Annotated in this window: 31 protein-coding genes and 1 tRNA gene; 19 read left to right on the top strand and 13 right to left on the bottom strand. The window is 29.0% G+C overall.

Translation table 11 applies throughout. From position 1 onward, the window contains the following. Positions 1 to 13: 13 nt before the first annotated feature. The 7 genes from AC5SLY_RS04150 to AC5SLY_RS04120 all read left to right on the top strand — a co-directional run bounded on the left by AC5SLY_RS04150 (position 14) and on the right by AC5SLY_RS04120 (position 5,623). Complete coding sequence (locus AC5SLY_RS04150) at positions 14 to 1,630, top strand: ABC transporter permease (protein ID WP_011282241.1); 1,617 nt, start codon at positions 14 to 16, stop codon at positions 1,628 to 1,630. A gap of 4 nt (positions 1,631 to 1,634) precedes the next feature. After that, entirely contained in the window at positions 1,635 to 2,693 is a 1,059-nt protein-coding gene (locus AC5SLY_RS04145; RefSeq protein ID WP_018414277.1) for an ABC transporter ATP-binding protein, read from the top strand. Between the two features lie 19 nt (positions 2,694 to 2,712). Next, the gene (locus tag AC5SLY_RS04140; RefSeq protein ID WP_011282239.1) at positions 2,713 to 3,411 is read left to right on the top strand and encodes an AzlC family ABC transporter permease; all 699 of its coding nucleotides are present in this window, start codon (positions 2,713 to 2,715) and stop codon (positions 3,409 to 3,411) included. Continuing rightward, positions 3,411 to 3,728 (top strand): AzlD domain-containing protein, encoded by a 318-nt coding sequence (locus AC5SLY_RS04135; RefSeq protein WP_018414275.1) that lies wholly within the window; start codon positions 3,411 to 3,413, stop codon positions 3,726 to 3,728. Before AC5SLY_RS04140 ends, AC5SLY_RS04135 begins: the two co-directional genes overlap by 1 nt. After that, positions 3,698 to 4,645, top strand: a complete 948-nt coding sequence (locus tag AC5SLY_RS04130) for a DMT family transporter (RefSeq protein WP_041185797.1) — start codon at positions 3,698 to 3,700, stop codon at positions 4,643 to 4,645. The genes AC5SLY_RS04135 and AC5SLY_RS04130 overlap by 31 nt, the downstream gene beginning before the upstream one ends. 44 nt (positions 4,646 to 4,689) lie before the next feature. After that, positions 4,690 to 5,058, top strand: a complete 369-nt coding sequence (locus tag AC5SLY_RS04125; RefSeq protein WP_271499634.1) for a thioredoxin family protein — start codon at positions 4,690 to 4,692, stop codon at positions 5,056 to 5,058. Between the two features lie 139 nt (positions 5,059 to 5,197). Further along, positions 5,198 to 5,623, top strand: a complete 426-nt coding sequence (locus AC5SLY_RS04120; protein ID WP_494598607.1) for a SprT-like family protein — start codon at positions 5,198 to 5,200, stop codon at positions 5,621 to 5,623. A gap of 9 nt (positions 5,624 to 5,632) precedes the next feature. Here AC5SLY_RS04120 and AC5SLY_RS04115 read toward each other — a convergent pair whose 3' ends face one another. The 3 genes from AC5SLY_RS04115 to AC5SLY_RS04105 are packed head-to-tail and all read right to left on the bottom strand — an operon-like array spanning position 5,633 to position 8,956. Further along, complete coding sequence (locus AC5SLY_RS04115) at positions 5,633 to 6,646, bottom strand: MBL fold metallo-hydrolase (protein WP_494598606.1); 1,014 nt, start codon at positions 6,644 to 6,646, stop codon at positions 5,633 to 5,635. A gap of 39 nt (positions 6,647 to 6,685) precedes the next feature. Continuing rightward, positions 6,686 to 8,002 carry an MATE family efflux transporter gene (locus AC5SLY_RS04110; RefSeq protein WP_494598605.1) on the bottom strand — a complete coding sequence of 439 codons (1,317 nt, stop codon included), beginning with the start codon at positions 8,000 to 8,002 and terminating at the stop codon, positions 6,686 to 6,688. After that, on the bottom strand, positions 8,003 to 8,956 hold the full coding sequence (locus AC5SLY_RS04105) for an ADP-ribosylglycohydrolase family protein (RefSeq protein ID WP_494598604.1): 954 nt from the start codon (positions 8,954 to 8,956) through the stop codon (positions 8,003 to 8,005). A 51-nt stretch (positions 8,957 to 9,007) separates the two neighbouring features. On the opposite strand from AC5SLY_RS04105, the gene AC5SLY_RS04100 reads away from it, so the two are divergent. Together AC5SLY_RS04100 and AC5SLY_RS04095 are read left to right on the top strand one after the other, a co-directional pair. Further along, positions 9,008 to 9,721: a class I SAM-dependent methyltransferase gene (locus AC5SLY_RS04100; RefSeq protein ID WP_494598603.1), complete on the top strand. Its 714-nt coding sequence runs from the start codon at positions 9,008 to 9,010 to the stop codon at positions 9,719 to 9,721. Beyond that, positions 9,697 to 10,401: a formylglycine-generating enzyme family protein gene (locus AC5SLY_RS04095; protein WP_011282232.1), complete on the top strand. Its 705-nt coding sequence runs from the start codon at positions 9,697 to 9,699 to the stop codon at positions 10,399 to 10,401. The genes AC5SLY_RS04100 and AC5SLY_RS04095 overlap by 25 nt, the downstream gene beginning before the upstream one ends. 3 nt (positions 10,402 to 10,404) lie before the next feature. Here AC5SLY_RS04095 and AC5SLY_RS04090 read toward each other — a convergent pair whose 3' ends face one another. After that, positions 10,405 to 10,947: a cytochrome b gene (locus AC5SLY_RS04090; protein ID WP_006996670.1), complete on the bottom strand. Its 543-nt coding sequence runs from the start codon at positions 10,945 to 10,947 to the stop codon at positions 10,405 to 10,407. A gap of 3 nt (positions 10,948 to 10,950) precedes the next feature. Here AC5SLY_RS04090 and AC5SLY_RS04085 point away from each other — a divergent pair, with 3 nt between their 5' ends. From AC5SLY_RS04085 to AC5SLY_RS04070, 4 genes are all read left to right on the top strand, one after another. Next, positions 10,951 to 11,394 (top strand): cytochrome c, encoded by a 444-nt coding sequence (locus tag AC5SLY_RS04085; protein WP_006996671.1) that lies wholly within the window; start codon positions 10,951 to 10,953, stop codon positions 11,392 to 11,394. 46 nt (positions 11,395 to 11,440) lie between these two features. After that, entirely contained in the window at positions 11,441 to 13,885 is a 2,445-nt protein-coding gene (locus AC5SLY_RS04080) for a GcvT family protein (protein WP_494598602.1), read from the top strand. 41 nt (positions 13,886 to 13,926) lie between these two features. Continuing rightward, positions 13,927 to 14,154, top strand: a complete 228-nt coding sequence (locus AC5SLY_RS04075) for a hypothetical protein (RefSeq protein ID WP_018414269.1) — start codon at positions 13,927 to 13,929, stop codon at positions 14,152 to 14,154. A 64-nt stretch (positions 14,155 to 14,218) separates the two neighbouring features. Continuing rightward, positions 14,219 to 14,295 (top strand) — tRNA-Met (locus AC5SLY_RS04070). A 141-nt stretch (positions 14,296 to 14,436) separates the two neighbouring features. Here the strand turns inward: AC5SLY_RS04070 and AC5SLY_RS04065 are convergent. The 6 genes from AC5SLY_RS04065 to AC5SLY_RS04040 all read right to left on the bottom strand — a co-directional run bounded on the left by AC5SLY_RS04065 (position 14,437) and on the right by AC5SLY_RS04040 (position 18,865). Continuing rightward, entirely contained in the window at positions 14,437 to 15,201 is a 765-nt protein-coding gene (locus AC5SLY_RS04065) for a type IV pilin protein (RefSeq protein WP_494573857.1), read from the bottom strand. Between the two features lie 21 nt (positions 15,202 to 15,222). Beyond that, the gene (locus AC5SLY_RS04060; RefSeq protein ID WP_494573856.1) at positions 15,223 to 15,837 is read right to left on the bottom strand and encodes a pilin; all 615 of its coding nucleotides are present in this window, start codon (positions 15,835 to 15,837) and stop codon (positions 15,223 to 15,225) included. Positions 15,838 to 15,840: 3 nt separating this feature from the next. Next, positions 15,841 to 16,707 carry a PP2C family protein-serine/threonine phosphatase gene (locus tag AC5SLY_RS04055; RefSeq protein WP_018414266.1) on the bottom strand — a complete coding sequence of 289 codons (867 nt, stop codon included), beginning with the start codon at positions 16,705 to 16,707 and terminating at the stop codon, positions 15,841 to 15,843. 39 nt (positions 16,708 to 16,746) lie between these two features. Then, on the bottom strand, positions 16,747 to 17,106 hold the full coding sequence (locus tag AC5SLY_RS04050) for a group I truncated hemoglobin (RefSeq protein ID WP_006996981.1): 360 nt from the start codon (positions 17,104 to 17,106) through the stop codon (positions 16,747 to 16,749). A gap of 186 nt (positions 17,107 to 17,292) precedes the next feature. After that, a complete protein-coding gene (locus AC5SLY_RS04045; protein ID WP_018414265.1) occupies positions 17,293 to 17,910 on the bottom strand; it encodes a type IV pilin protein in 618 nt (205 codons plus the stop codon). Between the two features lie 427 nt (positions 17,911 to 18,337). After that, a complete protein-coding gene (locus tag AC5SLY_RS04040; protein WP_006996677.1) occupies positions 18,338 to 18,865 on the bottom strand; it encodes an adenine phosphoribosyltransferase in 528 nt (175 codons plus the stop codon). Positions 18,866 to 18,902: 37 nt separating this feature from the next. Here AC5SLY_RS04040 and AC5SLY_RS04035 point away from each other — a divergent pair, with 37 nt between their 5' ends. The 5 genes from AC5SLY_RS04035 to AC5SLY_RS04015 all read left to right on the top strand — a co-directional run bounded on the left by AC5SLY_RS04035 (position 18,903) and on the right by AC5SLY_RS04015 (position 22,905). Beyond that, a complete protein-coding gene (locus AC5SLY_RS04035) occupies positions 18,903 to 19,427 on the top strand; it encodes a 5'-methylthioadenosine/S-adenosylhomocysteine nucleosidase (protein WP_018414264.1) in 525 nt (174 codons plus the stop codon). 112 nt (positions 19,428 to 19,539) lie between these two features. After that, a complete protein-coding gene (speD, locus tag AC5SLY_RS04030) occupies positions 19,540 to 20,580 on the top strand; it encodes an adenosylmethionine decarboxylase (protein WP_018414263.1) in 1,041 nt (346 codons plus the stop codon). A 61-nt stretch (positions 20,581 to 20,641) separates the two neighbouring features. Next, positions 20,642 to 21,493: a transporter substrate-binding domain-containing protein gene (locus AC5SLY_RS04025; RefSeq protein ID WP_006996680.1), complete on the top strand. Its 852-nt coding sequence runs from the start codon at positions 20,642 to 20,644 to the stop codon at positions 21,491 to 21,493. Positions 21,494 to 21,538: 45 nt separating this feature from the next. After that, positions 21,539 to 22,231, top strand: a complete 693-nt coding sequence (locus AC5SLY_RS04020) for an ABC transporter permease (protein ID WP_006996681.1) — start codon at positions 21,539 to 21,541, stop codon at positions 22,229 to 22,231. Next, positions 22,231 to 22,905, top strand: coding sequence for an ABC transporter permease (locus AC5SLY_RS04015; RefSeq protein WP_006996682.1), 675 nt, complete (start codon positions 22,231 to 22,233; stop codon positions 22,903 to 22,905). The genes AC5SLY_RS04020 and AC5SLY_RS04015 overlap by 1 nt, the downstream gene beginning before the upstream one ends. On the opposite strand, the gene AC5SLY_RS04010 is transcribed toward AC5SLY_RS04015, so the two are convergent. Beyond that, a complete protein-coding gene (locus tag AC5SLY_RS04010) occupies positions 22,899 to 23,288 on the bottom strand; it encodes a DUF6165 family protein (RefSeq protein ID WP_006996683.1) in 390 nt (129 codons plus the stop codon). The two genes, AC5SLY_RS04015 and AC5SLY_RS04010, sit on opposite strands and share 7 nt — an antisense overlap. A 32-nt stretch (positions 23,289 to 23,320) precedes the next feature. On the opposite strand from AC5SLY_RS04010, the gene AC5SLY_RS04005 reads away from it, so the two are divergent. After that, positions 23,321 to 24,253, top strand: a complete 933-nt coding sequence (locus tag AC5SLY_RS04005) for a glycosyltransferase family 9 protein (RefSeq protein ID WP_494598601.1) — start codon at positions 23,321 to 23,323, stop codon at positions 24,251 to 24,253. Here AC5SLY_RS04005 and AC5SLY_RS04000 read toward each other — a convergent pair. Together AC5SLY_RS04000 and AC5SLY_RS03995 are read right to left on the bottom strand one after the other, a co-directional pair. After that, the gene (locus tag AC5SLY_RS04000) at positions 24,245 to 25,318 is read right to left on the bottom strand and encodes an AbrB family transcriptional regulator (RefSeq protein ID WP_494598600.1); all 1,074 of its coding nucleotides are present in this window, start codon (positions 25,316 to 25,318) and stop codon (positions 24,245 to 24,247) included. The two genes, AC5SLY_RS04005 and AC5SLY_RS04000, sit on opposite strands and share 9 nt — an antisense overlap. Before the next feature lies 1 nt (position 25,319). Next, a complete protein-coding gene (locus AC5SLY_RS03995; protein WP_494598599.1) occupies positions 25,320 to 26,021 on the bottom strand; it encodes an IclR family transcriptional regulator in 702 nt (233 codons plus the stop codon). Positions 26,022 to 26,106: the final 85 nt, after the last annotated feature.

Below are 26,106 nucleotides of genomic sequence, written 5' to 3'. Positions count from 1 at the left end.
GCGTTGTTAAAAAATGGGTAATAAGATTAACATTTGGTATTTTAGTTCTTTTGTCATATCCATAATTGTAGCTGTACCCATTATAACTGTATTCAGTAGTTTCTTTGAAACAACTGGAGGCTATGTAACAGTTTTAAAAAATACTTTTCTTTTAGATTATATTTATAATTCATTAATACTTTTGACAGGTGTTTTAACCTTAACTTTTATTATAGGAGTTGGTTGTGCTTATTTAGTTTCATTTTATAAATTTCCTGGTGTTAATTTCTTTAAATGGGCTTTAATCCTATCTTTTGCAGTACCAGCCTATATTTATGCATATTCATTAACTGCTTTTTTTGAAAACTATGGAACGGCTTTTTCAATTTTAAAAAACTTATTGGGCGAGGGAAATTACAACGCTCATATTCCAAAGTTTGATGGAATGTTAGGCGCAATAATTTCAATATCATTTTCGTTATTTGGTTATATTTACGTATTAACTAGAGCATCATTTCATTATCAGTCACAAAACTTAATAGAACTTGGTAAAAACCTTGGCTTTTCTAAGCAAAAATCATTTTTTAAGATAATCTTACCTTCAGCAAGACCTGCAATAGTTGCTGGCCTTTCGTTGGTTGCGATGGAGACCTTATCAGATTTTGGTTCTGTTTCATTTTTTGGAGTGTCGACTTTAACAACAGGTATTTATAATGCATGGATATCTTTTGACGATCTTACTTTAGCAAACAGGTTATCATCTTACTTGTTAATTTTTATACTTGGACTTTTTGTTATAGAAAATCTATCTAGAAAAAAAGCTCAATATCACACATCATCAAAAGGAGGGTTTAAATCAAAATCTGTAGTTCATTTATATAATTATAAATCAATTTTAGCGTTTTTATTTTGTACGTTAGTATTTTTCTTAAGCTTTTTATTTCCAGTTTTTCAAATGTTATATTGGACAATTATTTTTCCAAAACACTTTTTAGATTTAAATTTAATTGAATTATTCTCAAATACAATGTTGTTAGTTTTTTTATCGTGTTGCTTATTAATATTATTAGCCTTTATTTCAAACTATGGAAACAGAGTTTCAAAAAGTAAATTTTTAGAAGCATTAAATACATTTTCTATTTCTGGATATGCAATACCTGGAATTATTTTAGCAGTTGCTTTTATAACATTTATTTCATGGTTAGATCTCAATATGATTAATTATCTTGGAACAGAAACGATTAAACCTATTTTTATTGGATCAATTTTTGGTCTGATTTTAGTTTACTTTATAAGATTTTATTCCTTAGCAAATAATGGAATTAAATCTGGCTACCTAAAGATTAATTATTCTATAGATGAAAGTGCTTATCTTCTTGGTTATTCAAAACTTAAAACATTTAAAAATATTCATGTTCCTTATTTAAAGAATTCTGTTTTATTAATAGGTATTTTGTTAACTATAGAGATAATTAAGGAATTACCCATTACTCTAATTATGAGACCATTTAATTTTGAAACCTTTGCAACAAAAGCATACATTTATGCTTCCCAAGATTTACTTGAAGCTGCAGCGGCCCCATCATTACTGCTTATTCTTATTGCAAGTTGCTTTATTTTAATTACATCTAGATATATCCTTAAGGATTAAAATTATGACAAAAAATTTTTTAGAAATAAATAATGTAACATTTGCAGCAAGTGCTCAGAGCAAAGTAAATAATGTGTCTCTTACAATCGAAAATCAAGGAGACATTGTTTGTTTATTAGGCCCATCAGGTATTGGTAAAACTACTATTCTTAGAACAATTGCAGGTTTGGAAAAAATACAATCAGGAAAGATTATCTTAAAAAATAAAATCTTATCATCTGATAAAACTCATATTGAACCTGAAAATAGAAATATTTCTATGGGGTTTCAAGACAATTCACTTTTTCCCCATTATACGGTTTTAGAAAATATAAAATTTGGTGCTGATAGAAATAAAAAGAAGAAGAAAGGCTTAAATTTAAATGAAATAAATAAGCTTCTTCATATCGAACACATTGCTGATAAATATCCACATCAGATAAGTTCTGGAGAAGCTCAAAGAGCTTCATTAGCAAGGTCTTTGCTATCTAATCCTGATTTATTGTTATTAGATGAACCTCTTTCAAATGTTGATCAGAACTTTAAAGAAGAAATACAGGTTAAATTAAAGCAAATTTTAACAGAACATAAAATTACAACAATTATTGTAACGCACGACTCATACGAAGCTTTTTATTTGGGAACAAAATGTGGAATAATTTTAGATGGTCAACTTAAACAATACGATGATCCGTATAATGTTTACCATTTTCCAAACTCAATAGAGGTGGTTAATTTTTTAAATCGAGGCATATTAATCCCAGCAAAAGTTACAGGTGAAAATAGTTTAGAAAATGATGATCTTGGAACAATAACTGGAGATTTTATAAAACATTATCCAAAAGGGTCTGAAGTTCAACTTTTATTGCAGCCTGAAGATCTAGAACATGATGATCAAAGTAACTTAAAATTAGAAGTAGTAGATAGAAAATTTAGGGGAACAAATTTTATCTACACCCTTAAAACTACAAGTAATAAATTAATACCAGTGTTTGTCCATTCCCACCATATTCATCAACATGAAGTAGATGAAAAATTTGGTATCAAGCGTCCTATTAATATTGATCATATAGTTTGTTTCTAATACAAAATCTTAAATTAAAATGAATAATAGATTAAAAACATTATCCAAAGGGATTATTGATGTAAGTCCTTTAATGATACCGGTAGTTCCATTTGGAATTATATATGGTGTTATTGGAATGGAGCTAGGTTTGAGCGCGTATATGACATTTGGTATGTCTATTATAATTTTTGGTGGAGCCTCTCAAATTGTCTTATTGCAATTATTTTCTGGAGGTGCATCATCATTAGTTGCAATAACATCAGTTACGGCAGTAAACTCTAGACATTTGTTGTACGGTGCAGTTTTTTCTGAATATCTATCTCACTTAAGGCTTACTTGGAAAATTATATTATCCTATGTGTTAATTGATCAAGCGTTTGCGGTCTCAAATATTTATTTTAAGAAAAATTTAAATAATAAGTATAAACATTATCACCTATTAGGTGCTGGATTTACTTGTTGGACAATTTGGCAAATTTCAACAATTTTAGGAATAGTTCTTGGATCAGTAGTACCTGAAGAGTTAGGGTTAAGTTTTACGATTTCCTTAACCTTTCTTGCTTTGTTGATTAATGATTTTAGAAAATTTAAGAACGTAATTGTAATGCTAGTATCAGGTATTGTGGCAACCATTGGTTATAATGCTATTCCATTTCAAGCTTACATTATTGTAGCAGCACTATCAGCCTTATCAGTTGCTACTATAATTACATTAATTGATAAGAAGAAAAAATAATGCATTGGACAACAATTATATACTGTGGAATTTTGACTTATATGACAAGATTTTCTATGATCTTTTTTTTAAAGAGAGATATTTTGAATGAAAAGACAAAAAAAGTTTTATCCTATGTTCCATCAGCTATTTTTCCAGCAATAATATTTCCTCCTATATTTCTTAATGCTACAGGGTCTATAGACATTGATAGTAATCCAAAATTACTAGCAGCCATATTTGCCATTATCGTTGGTTATTTTAGCAGAAGTATTATTGTTACAATTTTAGCAGGCCTAGCTTCTTACTGGTTTCTAATTTTTGTATATTATCAATAAAAAAGCCTATATTTACTCCCAAAATGTTTGCAAAAGTTAAAATTAACAATGAGTTATTGGGCATACTATATATGCTTTTATGTCAGTTTTCATTTGCAACAAATGATGCTTTTGTAAAAAATATATACCAACACTACAATGAAATATTTGTTTTAAATCAAATAATTTTTATAAGAGGGATCTTTACACTACTATTTATTTTATTATTTCTTTACATAAAAAAACAATTAAATTTTAAGTTAATTTTTTCTTCGACAGAACTAAAGATAAGAGGATTTCTTGAGTCTTTAGCCGCATTATTTTTTTTTATAGGTATTGCCTTACTACCTTTTGCAAAAGTTTATATTCTATTAAGTATGGCGCCAATTATCTTAACTGCATTTGGGGCAATCTTTATGAATGAAAAAGTAAGATGGAGAAGATGGAGTGCTGTAATTTTAGGTTTTATTGGAGTTGTTGTGGTTGTTAATCCAGGGAAATTAGAGTTTGGTTATTATTTTATATTTCCAATTTTAGCAGCAATCATGCTTTCAATTAGAGATATGTACACAAAAAATTTTAAAAAAGATTATCATAGTCTTCAAACTGCATTTATGACGTGTTTTGTTGTGACTATTTTTTTTGGAATATTAAGTATTTACAAATTTTATGATTTTACCTTAAAAGATATTTTTATTTTATTCATTTCAGCTTTTTTTTTAGCAATGGGTTATATTTTTTCAATTGCAACTATCAAGATTGCACTTGTGTCTGTTACATCAACTTTTAGATATTCAGTGATTTTATGGGGCATTATTTATGGATATTTTTTATTTGATGAAGTTCCTTCAACTAATAGTTATATTGGCGCATTAATTATTATAATTAGTGGTTTAATTATCATATCAAGACAGAAACAAATTGGAGTTATAAAATAAAACAATGAGTTGTTAATTAATCTTGTATCTTATATATTAAGATTATGAAAAAAATACTCATCATAATTTTTACACTGATTTCATTCAACTCATTTGCTGTAGATAAAAGTACTACTTTTAATAATGAAATTTTTGAAAAAGCGCAACTTGATGGAAAAATAGTTGTCATAAACTCTTGGAATGAAACATGCACAACATGTAAGGCTCAAATTAAGATCCTAAATCAAGCCGAAAAAGACTTTGAGGACATCCTCTTTTTAAGCTTTGAGCAAGAAAAGGATAAGACTATTGCAAAACAATTAGGAATTGACTATTGGACAACAATTGTAATTTACCAAAATAACAAAGAGGTCTATAGAAGCATCGGTCAAATGAATAAAGACAAAATTTATTCTGCTATTAAATCTCTTTAATCTTTAAATAACATCATCATAATAAAGTTAAAAACATTCGTATTTTTAAAGATTTTATTATCTTGTATATTACAGTTTTAGTAGTAGATAATCAGAAATTATACCCATTTAATAACACTTATTTACACACTCTATAAAAATGAAAAAAAAGAAAATTGTTAAAGATAGCTACATTGTAAGAACAAAAAAAAGAATACTTAGAGACACAATAGAGTCTGAAAAAAAATATACTACTAATTTTAAAGACATTAGAAATTACTTTAAGATATTTAATAAATCTTTATTTAATAGCAAACTCAATCCGTTTAATGATGTAAAGATTAAAAGAATAGTGAGAGGATCAGGGCAATGTGTTGAATATATTTCCTATAGAAAAGGTACGAATAAATTTGTGCTCGAAATGATGCCTAAATATAAAAATAAAATGGAATTTTTAAATACCTTGTCACATGAAATGGTTCATTTATGGCAACAAACAATTAAAATAGATACTGGTAACCATAATAAATTATTTTTTAGTTTTAGAAATAAATTTAAAAGATTAAATTTGAAGTTAAGTTATTAAATTATAATTTTATAAATCTAAACCTTCTTTTTTCCAATTCTTAAGACCACCAATTAAATGAAAACAATTGATGAATTGATAGGATTTTGATAATTGAACTGCTAGTGTCGATCTGTGGCCATGGGCACAGTAAAATAAAATTCTTTTATTTTTTAATGTATCTTTATTTTTTTGAAGGTACTCATTAATTTCTGGAAAACGAACCACTGTACTATTTTTAATCATACCATCTTTATCTATTTCATTTTGCTCTCTAAGATCAATTAAAATTGATTGAGCATCATTTTTGATTTCATTAAATTTTTCTGGATTAACACCATTATTTACTTTTTGTTTATTAAAATCTATTCCTAATTGTAAATTACTAGGGACTGCAACATCCATCATACTTGGATTAGGTAAGTTTAAATTATTCATAATATTAATATACTGATCTACGGAATTTACTTGAAGTCTTGGGTTAAATTTTTTTTCTTCTATTATTGTGCTGACCATCTCTCCTTTATAATCATGAGCAGGGTAAACTAATGTTTCATCAGGTAGCTTTAAAAGTTTATTAAAAATTGAATTATAAGAATCTCGTGCATTTCCATTTTGAAAATCAGTTCTACCAGTTCCTCTAATTAGCAATGTATCTCCAGTAAAAACCCTATCATTCATCAAGAAGCTAAAACTTTCAATGGTGTGACCTGGGGTATAAATTGCTTGTAATTCCAAGCCATCAATTTTAATTGTCTCTTCATCTGTAACTTGCATTGCAACAACATCAGCAGGTGTTTTATCACCCATTACAGTAACACAATTTGTTTTATCTCTTAGTTCAGCAATACCCGAGATATGGTCAGCATGGATGTGGGTATCAATAACTTTTACTAACTTTAAATCTAATTCATTAAGAAGCTTAATGTATTGTTCAACATTTTCTAGCACAGGATCAATGATTAAGGCCTCTCTTCCTTTTGCTGAGGCTATTAGATATGTAAATGTGCTCGAGGCTTTATCAAATAATTGTCGAAATAGCATTGATTTACAATATCATTTTATTGAGGGTAGTTGAATTTATTAAGTAGTACGAAATCTTAAATAAATTTTGTCTAAATAATAAAATAAGGATAGCGCTCTTAATATCATAAACAAACATAAAGATAGCCAAATACCGGTATTACCCATTAATTTTGTTAAATATAAAGACGTTAATAAATAAGAAAACACTGAAAAAATCATGGCATTTCTAAGTTCTTTTGTTTGTGATGCACCAATAAATATTCCATCAAATTGATAGCAAAATGATGAAATTAAAGGCATGAGAATTAGCCATACCACATAAGATGAGCTTAGATTTCTAATACTTTCAATATCAGACATTAATTCAATAACGTACTTGTTGATAAAAAAATAAATTATAGAAATAATTAATCCAGTAAGGGTGCTTAAAATAAAAGAATTTTTAACAATCTTTTTAAACAAACCTATATCTTTTTTACCCAAAGAATATCCAACCATACCTTCAGTTGAAAATGCATAAGCATCAAGAATGAAAGCTGACAAAAAGACCAAGTTAATTAAGATGGCATTGGCTGCAATGTAGTCTTCACCAATTTGACTACCAAGGTAAGTAAACCAAAAAAATGAAAAAGTTAACAATATAGTTCTAATAAATATGTTTAAATTAATATTAAAAATGTTTTTAAGATTATTAAGATCTATTAATTTACTAATATCGATATTGATTTTAGAAATTTTATTTAGATACCAAAATGTATAAATTAGAAAAGTTGCAGATATTAGAAGTGCTGAAATTAAAGTCCCATAAGCAACTCCTTTAATATTTAAATCAAATTTTGAAACTAAAATAATACTTAAAATTATATTTAGAATTGAAAAAAGACCAACTGCTAAACTTGAGATTTTGGTCTTTTGTAATCCAACAAATAAACCGGTTATAATGTAAAGTGTTAACTCACCAGGTGCTGAATAGATTCTTATTTGAAAGTAATCCTGATAAAATTGCCTAGTCGTGTCTGATAAATTAAAAATACCCACACTTAGATTGAATATATAGTTTTGTAACAAAATTAAGATCAATGAAATTAGCAAAACAAAAACTAAATTTCGAATAACAATATTAAATATTTCTGAATAATCTTCTTTACCATAAGCCTGTGAAACCAAACCAACGGTTCCCATTCTTAAAAAACCAAAGCTCCAAAAAATCATAGAAAATAAATTAGCAGCAACAGAAGTTGCTGATAAATATGATAAGTTACCAAGGTTACCCATTAAACCAGTATCAATAATACCAACAAGTGGAATAGCCAAGTTTGCAAAAAAAATTGGAATAGATAATTTTAAAATGTATTTAATCGATGGGTTTTGCATTTAAGCAATAAACTTCATAATAGATTTAGCGGGGTTTGTTTTTTTAATCCAATCTTGAGGAATACCTTTTAAGCCTTTGTAAGCTGCAAAATAAGCACCAACAAAATTAGCACGAGAACAATTACATCCACCAGCCTTAATGGTTTTTATAACCGCTGTTTTAAAACTTTTAGAAGTGATGATTGCATGTATACCTCCATTAAAAGTACCTGGATAACTACACGCCTTACCAAATTTCTTTACAACAAAATTATGAGGTTTTGACTTAATTTTTTTAACTTTTTTGATATTTTCAATAACATTTTTAAAGTATTTTTTTTTTATATTTTTTTTTAAAAAACTATTAACTGGATCTTTGTCTCCTTTATCAGCTAAATCAATAATCTTAAGTTTTGCTAAAGCAAATTGTTCGCTAATTTTGCCATTAGCAACCGTTCTTATAATTTGTTTTGTTTTCTGCTCTGAATTGTTTGAAAAATAAAAGGGGAGACTTGCGCAATATCCATCAGACTCGTTAACTTTAGTTCCTCCCGTAATAGTTTTTTTTAATTTAATATTCTTAATTGTTTCTAAAATATTTTGATGGATCCATGGACCTTTCATAGCTGTTTTCCATTTAATTTTTTTGTATTTTTTTCTTAAAGATAAATTTTTCCAATATCTTGAACCTGGTCCAAAATTTTTGACAATATTTTTTTTAAAAAGTTTAATAACCTCTTTATGATTAGTTGTCGTAGTTAATGTTTTAAACATTACTTGACCCACATCATTGTAACCAGAAACTTCTCCTGTTTTAATGGAGTAGAATGGGGATCTATTTTGTTTAAAGAATGCAATATTTTTTTTTCCTTTAATATAAGATTTTAGTTTTTTTTCATCATAGACCCAATGCAAAGGTCGGGCTGCTGCATCTGCAACAGTTGCGCCAAGAAATATATGCAACTTTTTAAACATGAGTTACTAATACTTTATTTAAATATAAGTTAAAATGTTTTAAATTAGGTAATGTTAAGTATAAAAAATTGGGATAATAAAACTTGGATTTCATCAGCTAAATATATCCAGTCCTTTAATAATTTTTTATTAAAGCAAAAAAAACTAACTAAATACTCAAAAATTCTAGATATTGGTTGTGGCCGAGGTAAGATAATGGGTTCGTTATCCTCTAAACTCAAATTAATTAATAAGCCTGTTGGACTTGATATTGAAAATCACAAAGATTTTGACAAAAGAATTAGTTTTAAAAAAACAAATGCAATTCAATATCTAGGAAATAATAAAAAGAAATTTGATTTAATATTAATTAAACAAACTATTCATTTATTTAATCTAAAAGATATTAAGAAAATTTTAACTTATGCATACTCTAGTTTAGAAGTAGGAGGGATTATTTTAATTTTAACTTTAGATACAAAAGATAATGAAATACCCACATTTTCCTTGATGAAACAAAAACTTAACCAATCTTTTAAAAGAGATAGTCTTATTTGGAAAAAACTACTTAAGCTTAATATAAAAAAAAGTACTGCTAGCTTTAACTTTAAAGTTAATATTAAGAAAAACGTATATTTAAAAATGATAAAACAACGCTATATATCTACTTTATTAAAATTTAATTCACTTCAAATTTCTAACGGAATTAATGAGATTAATCTAAATTATAAAAAAAATATTTTATTCAACGATAAGCTTAAATGCATAATATTTACAAAACTATAAAGTATTTCTCGATATTTATATTAATCTTACCAATTAAAGTATTTAGTTTTGAAAATGAGAAAATTAACTTTGGAAAATTTTCACTAAATAAATATGAAGTAACAATTATGGAGTTTAATAATTATACAATTAAAAACGAAGTCATTACAGAAGCTGAAAAAAATGGTGGAGGTTACGAATGGGGTGCTGGTTGGGTTAAACGTGATAATTGGAATTATAAAACACCTTATGGAAAAAAACCTGATAGTGAATTAGAGCCCGCTGTTCATCTAAGTAGATTTGAAGTTGAGAATTATTGCAAATTTATAAATGGCCGATTGCCTACATTTGAGGAATGGTCTTATGCAGCTTACACTCAAATATTTGCATCCAATAAATTTGATAAAGATAAAACTTATAGATACCCTAGTGGAGATATAGCTAAAGAAATGAACTCCCAAGGTTTATTAAATTATGACAAGCATGTTGATGTAACAACATTACCAGAAGGTATAAATGGGCTAGTCGCAATGGGTGGTAATGTGTGGGAATGGGTCGATGATCAGGAAAAAAATAACTCTTTAACAGCAGGGGCCTCCTGGTGGTATGGAGGTTCAAAGACCAGTATTAATGGAGCTCAATATAAACCCTCGAACTTTTATGCAATCTATGTTGGTTTTAGATGTGCATTTGATAATTAAAAATTATAAAATTCTCTTTAAAATATTTTCCCTTAATAAAAATTTATGAAACAGTACTGCTAAAATATGTAATGCAATTAATCCAATTAATACATAATTTGCTAATACATGAATTGAATAAAACTGTTCTGAGAGTTCAAAATTATAAGTTAGATTAACTTTTTTGAAAAAAATAACTAAACTTTCACCATTAAATAATTTCTTAAAAATACCCGATATAGTTATTGTTAATAAAGCTAAATATAAAAAAAAGTGGTTTAACTTTGCTAAAACTTTTTGACCAGGAAAAGCATTGTCATTGAAATTTGGTGTAGGAGATAATAGTTTAAAAGTTAGCCTTATTAGAGTTGTGTAAAATAGGATTAATCCAAATAATATATGATAATTTTCTATATCAACCCTAAATTGATCAAAGTCTAAATCAACCAAATAAAACCCCAAAGGTATTTGAATTAGTAATCCTGCGGCAGTTAGCCAATGGATTAATTTGGCAAGTAATCCATATTTTGATATGTTATTAAATATAGACATGTTTAAATTAAACATATTATGACATTAATTAAAAACACTTTATTTTTTATATTTATATTATTTTATAGCTTCAGTGCTTTTTCAGAACAAACGGTTGAAGAGATTATCAAAGAAAGAAAATCTATTTTTAGTAAAAATTACAAAACTGCCAAAAGAGTCCAAGGTCTTGCTTCTAATGGAAGTTTAGACGAAGCAAAAAAACTAATGATTGAAATGAGCGATAATTATAAAAGATTAATTGATCTTTTTCCTGAAAATTCAAAAGTAGGATTTAAAACAGAGGCTTTACCTTCTATTTGGGAAAATAAAGATGAATTTAATTTATTAATGACAAAAGCTTCAAGCAATATGATCGAGTTAACGTCTGTCATTGATGGGGCAGAAGATATGAAGGCAACTCTTGGAAAATATATGTGGAGTAGCTGTAAAGCTTGTCACTCAAAATTTAGAGCTGAACATTAAGATTTAGTTGTTTGTATTTAAAAATTTTAATATTGTTTAAATATAAATGTCAGCCGTATTACCAAAATCAGCTAAAGTAGTAGTTATTGGAGGGGGTGTTGCTGGCTGTTCTGTTGCTTATCACCTTGCAAAATACGGTTGGAAAGACACTATATTATTAGAAAGAGATCAACTTACTTCAGGAACTACTTGGCATGCAGCAGGACTTGTTGGTCAATTAGGAGCATCAGCCACTATTACACGGCTTAGAAAATATTCCTTAAATCTTTATAAAGAATTAGAAAAAAAAACTGGATTATCAACTGGATTAAAACAAAATGGTGCAATCACAGTTGCAAGTACACCCGAAAGATTACAAGAATTATTAAGACAAGCAACAGCTGCGCAGTTGTTTGATGTTAATGTTGAAAGCGTTAATAAACAAAGAATAAAAGAACTCTATCCCGTTATAAATAATGATGACATTTTAGGTGGAGTTTATATGCCAGAAGATGGTCAGGCAGATCCTATAGGGGTTACTAATGTATTAGCTAAAGCTGCAAAGATGGAAGGGGCTCAGATATTTGAGAAAACTCCTGTTGAAAAAATATTGGTTAAAGACAAAAAAATTGTTGGTGTTCAAACTAAATTTGGCAAAATTGATTGTGAATACGTTGTAATTGCAACTGGGATGTGGTCGAGGCAAATTGGAGAAGATATTGGTGTAAGTATTCCATTATATCCAAATGAGCACTTTTACATAATCACAGAACCATTAGATAAATTACCTAAAAACTTACCAGTTTTGAGAGACTATAATTCCTGTCTTTATTTAAAAGAAGATGCTGGGAAAATGTTAGTTGGAATATTTGAACCTAATGCAAAACCTGCATTTAAAGACAAAGGAGTGGTGCCACTGGACTTTTCTTTTGGAGAGTTTCCAGATGATTTTGATCACTTTGAGCCTTATCTTGAAAAATCATTTCAAAGATTACCCATGTTAGAAACTGCTGGAATTAGAAAATTTTTTTCAGGGCCTGAATCTTTTACCCCTGACACGCAATATCTTTTAGGAGAAACTCCTGAAGTGAATAACCTTTTTACGTGTTGTGGATTTAATAGCATTGGGATCGCAAGTTCTGGGGGTGCGGGCAGAGTTACTGCTGAATGGATGATTAATGGATATATGAATGAAGATTTATTTTCACTCGATATTAAAAGATTTCAAAAATTTCATTCATCTAAAAAATTTATTATGGAAAGGGTAACGGAAACACTTGGTGATTTATATGGAATGCACTGGCCTTATAAACAGCATAATACTTCAAGAGATCAAAGACTATTACCGTATCATGAAGAATTAAAAAAAGAAGGAGCGTGCTTTGGTGTATCTGGCGAATACGAAAGACCTATGTGGTATGCACTAAATAATGAAAAAGCAGAATATGAATACAGCTTTGATTATCAAAACTGGTATCCTTCAGTTGAATTTGAAACAAAAAATACAATTACCAATGTTGGTCTCTTTGAACTTTCTCCATTTTCCAAATATGAAATAAAAGGAGAGCAAGCACACAGTGAATTGCAAAGAATAAGCACAGCTAATATTAAAGATGAAATAGGAAGATCAACATATACACAAATGTTAAATGAGGCTGGAGGAATTGAAACAGACTTAACGGTTATTTGTATTGATAAAAATAATTTTAGAATAATAAGTTCAGCTGCAACAAGAACTCACGATAAAGCACATATTTTAAAACATTTGTCACCTAATTTAGAATTTAAAGATATTACTGATGATCTTGTTTGTTTGGGAATTTTTGGACCAAAAAGTAGAAATTTAATTTCAAAAATTTCAAATGATGATTTTAGCAATGAAACATTTAAATTTGGTTATGGCAAATTTGTAACGCTTGGTTCAAAAAAAGTTTGGGCCCAAAGATTGTCTTATGTTGGTGAATTAGGATTTGAACTTTATATCGAAAATAAAGATGCTAAAGAAATTTATCAATTAATTGTAGATGAGGGAAAAAACTATAATTTATCTCATTGTGGTTCACACGCAATGGATATTATGAGAATGGAAAGTGGGTTTTTACATTGGGGTCATGATATTTCACCAGAAGAAAATCAATATGAAGCAGGATTAAATTTTGCAATTAGTTATAATAAAGAAATCAACTTTATTGGTAAAGAAAGCTTATTAAAAATAAAAGATCAAAAACCAAATAGAAGATTTATTATGCTATCACTTAAAGATAGTAAGCCAGGCACACCTCTATTATTACACGAAGAGCCTATTTATCTAGAAGATAAGATTATTGGGAGAACAACATCTGGCAATTATTCCTTTAATTATAAAAAAAACTTGTCTTTTGGATATGTAAGCTCAATACATTCAAATGAAGAACTTTCAAAAATGAACCTATATATTGAAGTTGCTAAACAGAAATTCCCAGCACTAGTAGAGATCGCTCCCCTAAAAGATAAACGTGCTAGATTGTTATAATTTTAGTTGCCGAGTTTAATAATTGATGGTTAAATAATCTCATGCAAAAAACTTATTTTCATGACAGAAAACATACCAGTGAAAAAAAAGTTCATAAAAAAACTATTCCAGCACAGTATATTGATCAAAAGAGAATTGTAGACATCAATAAATTATTGAACCGAGTAAAAATAGATAAGAAAAACGAAACTAAAAGACAAATCGTTTTTTATAGTTCAGTAATTTTAGCATTAACTCTTTTTTCAACTTTTATAGTAGTTATAAAATAATCATATTGATCAAAAGTTGATTGATCTAAATTAAAAACCTATTATAAATCATCAAGAATTAAGTGGCGGGGTAGCTCAGTCGGTTAGAGCGCAGGACTCATAAGCCTGAGGTCAGTGGTTCGATTCCACTTCCCGCTACCAAAAATCAACCCTTATTTAAGGTTGAACATTTTCAAATATCAATTGCTCCACTCATGCTCCAATGAGAATTGGTCATTGCGTTATCTAGAAGAAGAAATAACAAGTGAGAAGCACGTGTTAGATAACAGATTAATTAAAAATTTAAGAACAAGTTGTTCCACTTGAACCTGAACATTTTCCACCTGCTTCATCTCTGATACTATTTTGATTTACTGCCCAAGAGCCATGGATACTTGAATCCCAACCACAATCAGATTGTGCTTGAGCTTGACTTTCTCTTTGGTCTCCACCTACAAGTATTTGATTATAACAATCATTTACAAATTCTCTCATATTACGTTGCCAGCCATCACCAGTGGTTGAAACAATTGTATTATCACACTTTCCATCAGGTGTATTCCATCGTCCTCTATCTTCTTTATAAGCAATCAACAACAATCTACATGCATCAGATGAAATAGGACATCCTCCACCGTCACCGAAACTTCCAAAATGTGAATAGCACACTAATTGAATTTGTCCTTTCCTATGTTGTGATTGCGCTAATGTATCAACTGTTACAGACTCCCATTCTAGATTGTATGGGTTTTTAAAATGACTAAAATGTTGTTGGACTGAAAATGCAAAATTATTACAAGTTGTATTTCCATCCATTTTTTCACTAACCATATTTCCATCTTCATCATATTCTGCAATAAAACTATCAAGACCATTGTTTGCAGCAGCTAATTCTAACTCAATTACTTTTGAAATTGTTTTCCAATTTGCAACAAGCACCCTGTTCTTTGCCATTTTAGTGTAACCTTGAAAACTAACAATACCTACACTTGCAAGAATACCAATGATGGCAACTACCACTAATAATTCAATTAAGGTAAAACCTTTTTTATTATTTATTACTTTCATTTTAAGAAAACATATAAATTTTCAATAGATATCAAATTCGTGTTCTATCACCTTATCACGACATTTAGTTATTAGATACAGTTGTCCCTCTGACTGCCAATTATTGCTTAATTCATTTCCACTACTATCTCTTTTTAGAAGAGATACACTACCTCTCATATCATATCTATCTCCATCATAAATTTCCCTCCTTGCAGTACCACCAGAAACAGCACCAGAACCAGTGTAGGGATTAGTCATCGTTTTAAGTGTTGTTCTTGAACCTATATTTGAGTCTGGTTTTCTATGACTATCTTGACTAGAAATATCTCTTACAGTAAGACTGACTAATTGTTCAGTTGTCGTGTACCCATACTGATACACAACTGACATGCCGTTATAGAACATAGTATCACAATCAAATTCCCAAGATTGTTCATTATTCCACAAAAAATTAATTGTTGGGTTAAGCTCACACCACATTATATTTTCATAAACAGATTTAACTATGGTTCTAAAATTACCTTTGCAAGCTGATTCTTTAGCCCCAGCTGTATACCCATTATAAGCAACAACCCCGACAGATGATAAAATACCAATGATGGCAACTACCACTAATAATTCAATTAAGGTAAAACCATTTTTAATTTTTTTCATTGATTAAATATTTTTCCCATTAATAGCTAAAATTGTAAGATCATCCTTAATTATACTTTGTTCTTCATTTGACATATTTTGCAATGCACCAAACGCGGAAATTTCTATAAAAATATTTTCCAATTGTGTTGCAATATCGTGATCTTTATTCTTATTTAACAAATCTATTATACCCTCAGCTTCAATTTCATTTCCTTCAAAATCTTTACTTTCGCTTAAGCCATCGCTGTATATATAAAAAATTTTATCCTTCAATGAAATTTTATTTAAAACACTATTTAAATCAAGATTAATAGGCTGAACTCCAAGCGGCGGAATTTTGCTAGAAACATGTTCAGTAATTTTTTTATTCTCTGAAATTATACTTTCTGAATGGCCAGCATTAATAAATTCAAGATTTTTAGATTTTTTATCGTATACAGCAAATATTCCTGTTAAAAATTTTCCTGAACGTAAATTATATAAATTATCATTTATTAATGACACAATTTCAATAAGACTCTTTTTTTCCTCAACAAGGATTTCAAACAATGAGGTAACTCTTGCCATAATGAGTCCTGCATCCACTCCTTTGCCAGAAACATCGCCAAGAGTAAAAAAGATTTTATCTTCTAAATTTTTGAAATTATAAAAATCACCAGAAACATCCAAAGAAGGTACATTTTTTGCTAAAAGAATATTTTCCTCATTATTCTTTGGAAACATGAGTCTTTGTACTCTTGTTCCTTTTTTAAGTTCTTTTTCTGCTGAACTTTTTCTATTTAAAAATTTTAGATTTGTTTTTTCAATTCTTTCCCATGCTTCCTTAGGTGTAAGCCCTTGTTCTTTTGCTAACGCTATTAAGTCTTCCCAATTATTTATTTTTATCATTAAATAAATATTATCAAAATTTATTAATTATGAATTCTGTTATTTTGATACAATATGTTCTGAAAGTGGAGCGACAACACCAATGATGGTGTCAACATCTTGGCTTTCAACATTTAGTTCTTCCAAGGTTTGTTTTAGATGTCCAGCAACTCCATTAAAGTCTTCTTGAGATATTTTCATGCCTTGATGAGCAGTTTTCATATCAAGACCAGTATATTCTTTTGGTCCACCTAAAGCTTGAGAAATGAAATTAGTTTGGTGTGAAATTAAAACTTTCATGTCAGAATTTGTAAAAAACTTTTTCAAATTTTCATCAGCCATAAGCTTTTGATAAAAGTTAATAACAATTTGACCAACTGTTTTTTTTCCACCATATTTTTCAAAAAGTGTTTGAGTCATATTTTTAAAATATACTTATGTTTAATGTAATCAAAGTCATATTATGTTTATTTTGGGTTTTATTTGAAAGCTTTTAATAATTTTGATAAGTTAAAGCTGTTAGTGATTGGAACTAACTTTTTTTGCTCCACTCATGCTCCAATGAGAATTGGTCATAGCGTTATCTAGAAGAAAACATATAAATTTTCAATAGATATCAAATTCGTGTTCTATCACCTTATCACCACATCTAGTTATTAGATACAGTTGTCCCTCTGACTGCCAATTATTGCTTAATTCATTTCCACTACTATCTCTTTTTCTAAGAGATAATTTACCTCTCATATCATATTTATCTCCATAATAATATTCACTGGGTGTGTCATCATAAACATAACGACCAGTGTAGGGATTAGAAATCGTGTTAAGTGTTGTTCTTGAACCTATTGTTGAGTCTGGTTCTCTATGTCTATCTCGATTACTAATTTCAGTTATAGTAAGGTGGGCTATTTTTTCATTTGTCGTGTACCCAAGCTGAGACGAAACTGACATGCCGCCAACGAACATAGTATTACAATCATATTCCCAAACTTGTTTATCATTACCCCCTATAAAATTAATTGTTGGGTTAAGCTCACACCACATTATATTTTCATAAACAGATTTAACTAATGTTCTAAAATTACCTTTGCAAGCTGATTCTTTAGCCCCAGCTGTATACCCATTATAAGCAACAACCCCGACAGATGATAAAATACCAATGATGGCAACTACCACTAATAATTCAATTAAGGTAAAACCTTTTTTATTATTTATAACTTTCATTTTTAAAATTTATAATTGATTTGATGTATCTTTTTATATCAAAAGACGTCCATTTTAGGTTTAATAAACTAATGATATTTAAAAACCACTTTCTCTTACAAGAATAGCAATAATATTTTTACATTCTTATTTACGTATAGATATAAGGAGTCCCATTTATAAAAAAGGGTGGTGGGGTCATAACAACTTTCAATTTTCGAAATCCACTTGGTACCTCTATTGATATAAAATCTGTGCTCCACTCATGCTCCAATGCTCCAATAGAAGTTGACTAGAGTCTAAGTTTATGTAAATCTTAGACTAGAAAGAAAAGAGCAGAGACAAAGGAGTTTTGAAGATGTTCTTGCAGGATGCGTTGGCTCCAAGGGTCATGGCGCAGGACTCATAAGCCTGAGGTCAGTGGTTCGATTCCACTTCCCGCTACCAATTAATGCCCTGGAAAATCCATTAAGTTTTCAACCTTATAACCTTTTTTAACTAAATTATCAGATCCACCTAGGTCAAAAAGATTAATTGCAAAAACAAATGCAGCAATTTTGGCATTAGACATTTCCACAAGTTTAGCTGCTGCTTCAGCTGTTCCACCTGTTGCTATTAAATCATCTATAATCAAAACTGAATCATCTTTGTCAATTGAATCTTTATGAACTTCAATAGTTGCAGTTCCATACTCTAATTCAAAATCAACTGAATGAGTTTCAGCCGGAAGTTTGTTTTTCTTTCTAAACATAATAAAAGGTTTTTTAAGAAGATAAGAAACAGCAGAAGCAAATACAAATCCTCTTGACTCAATTGCAGCAATTTTATCTATTTTATAATTTTTTGATCTTTCAATTATTTGATTAATACATTCTTCAAATGCATCTGCGTCTTTAATTAAAGTTGTAATATCTCTAAATAAAATTCCTTTTTTTGGATAATCTGGAATAGATCTAATATAATCTTTTAAATTCATGATATTAATATATTTATATCTTTAGTAAAAAAAATCTATGGACAAATTATTCCTAGCAGCAATTAAAGAAGAAACGATTGGATTAGACTATTTTAACCATGTCGGAGTTGGAAAAATTAATGCAACTTATAACACATTAAAGTTAATCAATATTTACAAACCAAAACTAATTATCAATTATGGTACTGTAGGTGCAATTAATACTAAGTTAAAAGGAATCGTTGAATGCACCAAATTTTATCAAAGAGATATGGATGTTAGAGGGTTAGATTTTGAATTAGGCGAGACGCCTTTTGATAAAATTAAAGAAATTATTACATCAAAAGAAGGTTATTCTTGTGGAACAGGAGATAGTTTTGTTAATAAAAAAATTGATATGGAAGTTGATGTAGTTGATATGGAGGCCTACGCTATTGCAAAAGTTTGTAAGTTAGAGAATATTGAATTTAAATGTTTTAAATACATATCTGATAATGCAGATGAAAATGCTGATAATGATTGGAACAAAAATCTAGCAAAAGGGGCTAGTGCATTTGCTAATTTAATTAATGCTCAGTTTTAATTTAATTAAGTAAAATATCAAAAAATTGATTAATTGTTGAAAATTATCAATACACCTATATAAAACCGAGCAACTTAATATTAATAAAAAATTATAAGAGGGAATAATTTTTATGACTAAAGTAGGCGAGCATATAACTTTAGATATCATTGGCACTACTCAAGAATATGACCCTTCAATCTACGAGAACGTAATTCGTAAAATTGCAAAAGCTGCAGAAGTTACAATTCTTGAAATTTCAAAGTATAAATTTGAACCGCAAGGTTTTACTATCCTTGCCTTATTAGCGGAAAGTCATATCAGTTTTCATACGTTTCCAGAAAAAGGAATTATTAGTTTTGATTTTTTCACATGTGGGAAGGTAAGTCCTTCTATAGCTCTCGATATTGTCAAAAAAGAATTTAAACATAAGAGAATTGTCACAAAAGCTTTTGATAGAGATACTAAGTCTTTATATCATGACATTTACAGTTCACCTGGATTACAAAAATCATATGTTGTAAATGAAGTTTTAGAAGATTTTAAATCTAAAGTAGGTCAACATATTGAAATATTAGATTTAGAACAATTTGGTAAATCATTATTTATTGATAACGAAATTCAAGTCGCAACAAATGATGAAGTTTTGTATAGCTCAACATTTGTAAACGCTGCTTTAAAATTGAATAAAGATATGGGAACTGCTGCAATCATTGGTGGAGGTGATGGAGGAGTTGCAAGAGAGTGTACGTCTAAAGGTTTTGATTTTATAGACTGGTATGAACTTGATCCAGAAGTAGTTGAGGTTTGTAATAAACACCTTGGAAGCATTGGCAATAAATCAACTGAGAAAAATTCAGTTAAATGTATTTGGGGAGATGCTTTTGAAAGTATAAAGTCTGTTGAAGACGATAAGTACGATAAAATTTTTGTAGATCTTAACGATGACCAGTTTTGTATTGATCTTGCTGCCAAAAATATGGACTCATTAATTAGAATATTAAAGCCAAATGGAGTAATTACTGCTCAAGTAGGCAGCCAAGATAAAAAACCAGAGCAAGTGGAGAAATGGCTAGATGTTTTCAATAAGAATTTTGGAAATACAACTTTGGATAGGGTTTACATCCCAAGTTTTGACTGTTCTTGGAACTTTTCATCATCAATTAATCACTAAAAATTTCTTTTTAAATTCTCAAATTTGTGAAATAAATCCTCATAATCATATGGAGGAAAAAATGAATATATTTAAAAAAACAATATTAAGTGTTCTTGCTTCTTTATTATTAATCGGAAATGTTTACGCTGATAAAATAAAGATTGGAACAGAAGGTGCTTACCCACCATGGAACTCTAAGGATGCTTCAGGTGCTCTTATTGGTTTTGAGGTTGAGTTAGCAGAAGAGCTATGCAAAATCATGGGTCACGAGTGTACTATCGTTGAACAAGATTGGGATGGAATGATTCCAGCTTTGTTAATGAGAAAGTTTGATGCGATCATGGCAGGAATGTCAATTACTGCAGAAAGACAAAAAACAATTACTTTTTCACAAGGTTATGCAGATGAAGTTGCAGCCCTTGCAGTAATGAAAGGTTCAAGTTTAGAAGGCATGGATACACCAGAAGGAATTAATTTAACTTTAGGTGGAAGTGCTGTTAAGAAAACTCTTAAAACTATAACTGCTGCACTTGCTGGAAAAACTGTTTGTACACAAACTGGAACTATTCACCAAAACTTTTTAGAGTCTGGTGATGTAGGCAAAGTAAATGTTAGAACTTATAAAACTCAAGATGAAGTAAATTTAGACTTAACTTCTGGTAGATGTGATGTTGCATTAGCTGCAGCTGTTGCATTCACTGATTATGCGGATAAATCAGGAAAACCAGTAGTATTAGTTGGACCTACTTTTTCAGGTGGTGCTTTTGGTAATGGTGTTGGTGTTGGAATTAGACAAGGTGGAGATGATGCAATCGGTACAAGAGATGCAAAACTTCTTAAAGATTTCAACAAAGCAATTAACACTGCTAGAAAACAAGGAATCATCAGCAAATTAGCGATCAAGCATTTTGGCTTTGACGCTTCTATGTAAATAATATTTTGAAAAGGCGACTATTTATTTAGTCGCCCTTTCGATATGGATCTTTTATCATTCGGAAAAACAGGCTGGGGAGACGAGTTGTTTTATGCAACTCTAATGACAATTGCAGTGGCAGTTACTGCAATGTTAATTGGTTTTTTATTTTCATTAATCTTTACGCCACTTAAATTATCAAATAATAAATTTCTAAATTTTATTGGTAATACGTACACTACAGTAATCAGGGGCGTTCCAGAATTATTAGTAATTTACCTTTTCTTTTTTGGGGGAAGTGGAGCCATAATGTACGTTGCTTCAATTTTTGGATACTTTGAATATATTGAGATTAATGCATTTATTACGGGCTCAGTTGCAATCGGTATTATATCTGGCGCTTATTCAACAGAAGTATTTAGAGGAGCGATACAATCAATAGATAAAGGTCAATTTGAAGCTGCCAAAGTTTTAGGGGTTAGTAAATTTGTACAATTTTATAAAATAATTCTACCTCAAATGTTAAGACTTGCTATTCCAAACTTAAGTAATGTTTGGCAAATCACTTTAAAAGATACATCTTTAATATCAGTTACAGGTTTAGTTGAGATTATGAGACAATCTTATATTGCAGCAGGTTCTACTAGAGATCCCTTATTCTTTTACTGTTTTGCGGCAGTTTTATATTTGATGCTTACGTTTTTAAGCATGAAACTAATTAACAGACTTGAAGTCAAATATAGCAGGGGCTTTTAATGGATTTTGATTTAATGATAACAAGTTTGCCAAAACTACTTAGTGCTGCAGTTATAACTTTAAAATTGTTATCAGCATCATTAATCATTGGTTTATTTATTGGATTTTTATTTGCAGTTTTAAGATTAAACAAAAACCCATTTATTAATAAATTTGCTTATGGATATTCTTATTTATTTAGAGGAACTCCATTATTAGTTCAGATATTTATAATTTATTATGGTCTTGGACAAATCGAGTGGTTAAGGTCAACTTTTCTTTGGGTCATTTTAAAAGAACCCTATTGGTGTGCAATTATTGCATTTGCCTTAAATACAGGGGCTTATACTTCAGAAATTTTAAGATCAGCTTTTCAAACTATAAAACCTGGAATAATTGAAGCGGGTAAAAGTTTAGGGATATCAAGTAAAATTATTTTATATAAAATTCAAATTCCTGTAGCGATCAGACAATCTTTACCAGCTTATGGGAATGAGATTATATTAATGATGAAGGGCACATCTCTTGCAAGCACGGTAACCTTAATGGATATTACAGGAGTTGCAAAACATATTGTATCAACGACTTATAAACCTTTAGAAGTGTTTCTTTTAGCAGGTGGAATTTATTTATTTATGACTTTTATTTTTCACAACTTGATAAAATATTTAGAAAAGAAATATAGTTTTCAATAAGAAGTGTATTCTTTAATCTCTTTAATCTTAGAGCCAGTGTGATTATTCATCTCTAATTTTATTTTAGCACGATCATCATTTAAAAAATGAACATCTCTTGATAATTTTATAAATTTTTCAGTAAAATCAGAATTTTTTTCACACAATCGTTTGTCATCTTCTATCACCCATAATTTTGCATTAATATCTTTCAGGGATTGAAAAAGTGTATTAAGTTTTTCATCAGATTTAACATTGCTATCTAATTGATTTTTTAAAATACTGTGCTCATCATTAATAAATTTTAATTTTTCAGGATCTTTAATTTTTTCTTGTTTAATCTCTAAAATAGAAATTTTATCTAAAAGTTCACCAACTGATACTTCAACTAGAATTTTATTCATAAAAATTTATACTATGTTAAGTTGTTAGAAATATGTCTAATATTTTAGTTATCAAACATGGTTCTTTAGGAGATATAGCCCAAGCTTGTGGGGCAATTCAAGATATTTCTGAAAACCACCCTGAAGATCAAATACATATCTTAACAACAAAACCTTATTTTGAATTATTTAGGAAAAACCCATTCGTACACAATGTTATTTTAGACAAACGTAAATCAAGATTTAATTTAATTTATCTATATATGTTAATGAGAAACTTGAAAAAGAAGAATTTTAGAAAAGTTTATGATTTACAAAACTCATCTAGAACAAAATTTTATAAAAATATTTTATTTCCAAAAGCAAATTTTAATACTTGGTCTAGCTCAGAAACAACTTTGCCAAGTAATATTTCAAAAGATGAATTTGATAAAGACCCCGTTTTAAATAGATTTGATCATCAACTTAAAACCTCTGGAATTAAAACTGAGCACACCATGAAACCAAATTTTAGCTGGGCTGTGACTAACATCGATAATATTAAACAAGAATTTAAGTTAGACAAATACTTTGTCTTATTTCCATTTTGTTCAGCGCATTTAACTCATAAAAAGTGGCCCCATTATAATGAGCTAATAGAATTAATTAAAAATAAATATAAAGATCAAATTAAAGTTATTGTAGCACCTGGACCCTCTGAAATCGATGATGCAAAAAACATTAATGCCATTTCAATTTTAGATAAAGGTAAAGCTTTAGATATTTCTCAACTTTCAAGCTTGATTAAAGAAAGCTCATTTGTTATTGCAAATGATACAGGCCCAGCTCATATGACTGCTCATCTTGGTGTAAAAGGCTTGACTTTATTTGGTAAACACACCACAGCTTTTAAAGTTAGTATTGAGCGAGAAAACTTTAAAGCAATACAAGTTGATGATTTAGAAAAATTAAGTGCAGCTAAAGTTTTAGAAAAAATATTAATTTAATTTCTTACCAATAATTTTCAATATTACAGGAACAGTGAAGAGTATCATCAGTAATCTAATAATATGATGAAATGCTACAAAGTTAGGGTCTAAATCAAAAGCAATTGCTATAACTGCTACTTCATAAATTCCCCCAGGAGAAAAAGATAAAAGTAGAGTTAAGAAATTGGTATCAACAAAATATGTTGCAACAATTGCAGCTAATAATCCAAGAGCTACAAGTATTACAGTTGCAACTAAACTATGAAATGAATTACCCGCAACTTCTTTTAATGATTTATCTGCAAAACGACAACCCACAGAGGCACCTAAAATAAGCAAACAAAAATTTATACTTTCATCCGGCAGTTTGTAGGAGGCAACTTCCGTTATTTGTAAAATTCCACTTGCAACTAATGTCCCAGATAATAATGCAGCAGGCACACCAATTTTATCAAATAAGAAAATTAATAAAATCGAACCTATTAAGAGAATTAAAAGATGAAAATGGTTTTGATCAAGATAATTAAATTTTTCAATTGTTAGGACTTCATTTGTTGAGTAATTAACAACAAAAAAGGGAATGACAGTTATTATTATAATTAATCTAATTAAATGTGATGTAGCAACTTGCGATAAGTCAGATTTTTCATGCTCTGCTAATATCATTAAAGGTCCTAAAGCGCCTGGTGCTGCTGAAAAAATAGAAGTTTTGACATTATAGCCTGAAAATTTTTGTAAATATTTTGAAACAATTAAAATACTTATTAAAATATAGACAAACATTATTATTGAAGTCCACACCCATTCAGTCATCTGATTGATTAAATTTTGATCGATATAATTTCCAATATGAAGACCAAGAACTATTAAAATTGAACTTAAAGCTAGTTTTGGCATTTTAATTTTTAATCCACTTAATGCTGCAACTGAAACTGCAAGCATAGGACCAAGCATCCACGCTAATGGGATATTAAAATAGTCAGCTACAATTGCACTTGGGATAGAAATTAAAATAACTAATAGAAATTTTTTAGAAAATAATTGTTTTAAAGTATTTTTGTTTAAGTCAAGAGAAGCGTTCATATTATGAAATTTTTTTAAGTTTTTTTTCAATCTTAATTCTTGATAATCTTAAAATATTTAAAAATGATAAACAATTTTTTTTACTAAAATTACTAATGTGTCCTGTAATTGTTAGTGATCCTAAAATTTTGTTTTTAGTTGGTATTACTGGAACAGAAACAGAAGCGATCTCTCTATCTCTTTCACCAAAAGACATCGAATATTGGTTTTTAAGAATAGTTTCTTTATTTTTAATTGGTAAATTATGAAATGATGAAAGAACATGTCCGCTTGAACCTTTGTCTAGAGGTCTTTTTAATCCAGTTTGGATTGTGTGTTTTATGGGTTTATTGGGTTCACTAGTTATCAAACAAGTTCTATAATTTTTTTGTTTTACAAAAAAACTAGCTGTTTCATTTGATTTTGTCATTATGAAATCTAATTCATCTTTTATAAGTTTTTTAAAATTGAAACTATCATCATAAACTTCTATTAGCCTACCAATTGAACTTCCAAGTTTAAATGTACCGTTATCAATTCTTCTTAAAAACCCATAATTTTCTAATGATCTTGATATTCTAGAAACTCTACTTTTATAATCACCTGTAATTTTTGAAATTTCAGTTATGCTTAATGTTTCTTTCTTTAGTGTGAAACAATTTATAATCTCTAGTGCTTTGTTTACCGCCTCAACGCCATCAATTTTTTTTTTTATTTTAATCATATTCTACTAGGTAGAATAGCATGTTCTAACTAATAGAACAACATGCCAGAGTAGTATTGACTATTGATAAAGATTTCAAGTAAAT

The organism is Candidatus Pelagibacter sp. PS_23 (assembly GCF_059417905.1).
The sequence above is the reverse complement of the archived record's forward strand: the minus strand, read 5'-3'. Positions and strand labels throughout refer to the sequence as shown.

Bases quoted from the DNA above. Each gene is read 5' to 3' on its own strand.
- AC5SLY_RS04090 (WP_006996670.1), bottom strand. From the start codon at position 10,947: ATGTTTAATTTAAACATGTCTATATTTAATAACATATCAAAATATGGA.
- AC5SLY_RS04120 (WP_494598607.1), top strand. From the start codon at position 5,198: ATGAAAAAAAAGAAAATTGTTAAAGATAGCTACATTGTAAGAACAAAA.
- AC5SLY_RS04005 (WP_494598601.1), top strand. From the start codon at position 23,321: ATGTCTAATATTTTAGTTATCAAACATGGTTCTTTAGGAGATATAGCC.
- speD (WP_018414263.1), top strand. From the start codon at position 19,540: ATGACTAAAGTAGGCGAGCATATAACTTTAGATATCATTGGCACTACT.
- AC5SLY_RS04045 (WP_018414265.1), bottom strand. From the start codon at position 17,910: ATGAAAGTTATAAATAATAAAAAAGGTTTTACCTTAATTGAATTATTA.
- AC5SLY_RS04115 (WP_494598606.1), bottom strand. From the start codon at position 6,646: ATGCTATTTCGACAATTATTTGATAAAGCCTCGAGCACATTTACATAT.
- AC5SLY_RS04110 (WP_494598605.1), bottom strand. From the start codon at position 8,002: ATGCAAAACCCATCGATTAAATACATTTTAAAATTATCTATTCCAATT.
- AC5SLY_RS04040 (WP_006996677.1), bottom strand. From the start codon at position 18,865: ATGAATTTAAAAGATTATATTAGATCTATTCCAGATTATCCAAAAAAA.
- AC5SLY_RS04135 (WP_018414275.1), top strand. From the start codon at position 3,411: ATGCATTGGACAACAATTATATACTGTGGAATTTTGACTTATATGACA.
- AC5SLY_RS04125 (WP_271499634.1), top strand. From the start codon at position 4,690: ATGAAAAAAATACTCATCATAATTTTTACACTGATTTCATTCAACTCA.
- AC5SLY_RS04000 (WP_494598600.1), bottom strand. From the start codon at position 25,318: ATGAACGCTTCTCTTGACTTAAACAAAAATACTTTAAAACAATTATTT.
- AC5SLY_RS04065 (WP_494573857.1), bottom strand. From the start codon at position 15,201: ATGAAAGTAATAAATAATAAAAAAGGTTTTACCTTAATTGAATTATTA.
- AC5SLY_RS04025 (WP_006996680.1), top strand. From the start codon at position 20,642: ATGAATATATTTAAAAAAACAATATTAAGTGTTCTTGCTTCTTTATTA.
- AC5SLY_RS04035 (WP_018414264.1), top strand. From the start codon at position 18,903: ATGGACAAATTATTCCTAGCAGCAATTAAAGAAGAAACGATTGGATTA.
- AC5SLY_RS04140 (WP_011282239.1), top strand. From the start codon at position 2,713: ATGAATAATAGATTAAAAACATTATCCAAAGGGATTATTGATGTAAGT.
- AC5SLY_RS04060 (WP_494573856.1), bottom strand. From the start codon at position 15,837: ATGAAAAAAATTAAAAATGGTTTTACCTTAATTGAATTATTAGTGGTA.
- AC5SLY_RS04095 (WP_011282232.1), top strand. From the start codon at position 9,697: ATGCATAATATTTACAAAACTATAAAGTATTTCTCGATATTTATATTA.
- AC5SLY_RS04100 (WP_494598603.1), top strand. From the start codon at position 9,008: ATGTTAAGTATAAAAAATTGGGATAATAAAACTTGGATTTCATCAGCT.
- AC5SLY_RS04085 (WP_006996671.1), top strand. From the start codon at position 10,951: ATGACATTAATTAAAAACACTTTATTTTTTATATTTATATTATTTTAT.
- AC5SLY_RS04015 (WP_006996682.1), top strand. From the start codon at position 22,231: ATGGATTTTGATTTAATGATAACAAGTTTGCCAAAACTACTTAGTGCT.
- AC5SLY_RS04050 (WP_006996981.1), bottom strand. From the start codon at position 17,106: ATGACTCAAACACTTTTTGAAAAATATGGTGGAAAAAAAACAGTTGGT.
- AC5SLY_RS04020 (WP_006996681.1), top strand. From the start codon at position 21,539: ATGGATCTTTTATCATTCGGAAAAACAGGCTGGGGAGACGAGTTGTTT.
- AC5SLY_RS04145 (WP_018414277.1), top strand. From the start codon at position 1,635: ATGACAAAAAATTTTTTAGAAATAAATAATGTAACATTTGCAGCAAGT.
- AC5SLY_RS04150 (WP_011282241.1), top strand. From the start codon at position 14: ATGGGTAATAAGATTAACATTTGGTATTTTAGTTCTTTTGTCATATCC.
- AC5SLY_RS04010 (WP_006996683.1), bottom strand. From the start codon at position 23,288: ATGAATAAAATTCTAGTTGAAGTATCAGTTGGTGAACTTTTAGATAAA.
- AC5SLY_RS04105 (WP_494598604.1), bottom strand. From the start codon at position 8,956: ATGTTTAAAAAGTTGCATATATTTCTTGGCGCAACTGTTGCAGATGCA.
- AC5SLY_RS04080 (WP_494598602.1), top strand. From the start codon at position 11,441: ATGTCAGCCGTATTACCAAAATCAGCTAAAGTAGTAGTTATTGGAGGG.
- AC5SLY_RS04075 (WP_018414269.1), top strand. From the start codon at position 13,927: ATGCAAAAAACTTATTTTCATGACAGAAAACATACCAGTGAAAAAAAA.
- AC5SLY_RS04055 (WP_018414266.1), bottom strand. From the start codon at position 16,707: ATGATAAAAATAAATAATTGGGAAGACTTAATAGCGTTAGCAAAAGAA.
- AC5SLY_RS03995 (WP_494598599.1), bottom strand. From the start codon at position 26,021: ATGATTAAAATAAAAAAAAAAATTGATGGCGTTGAGGCGGTAAACAAA.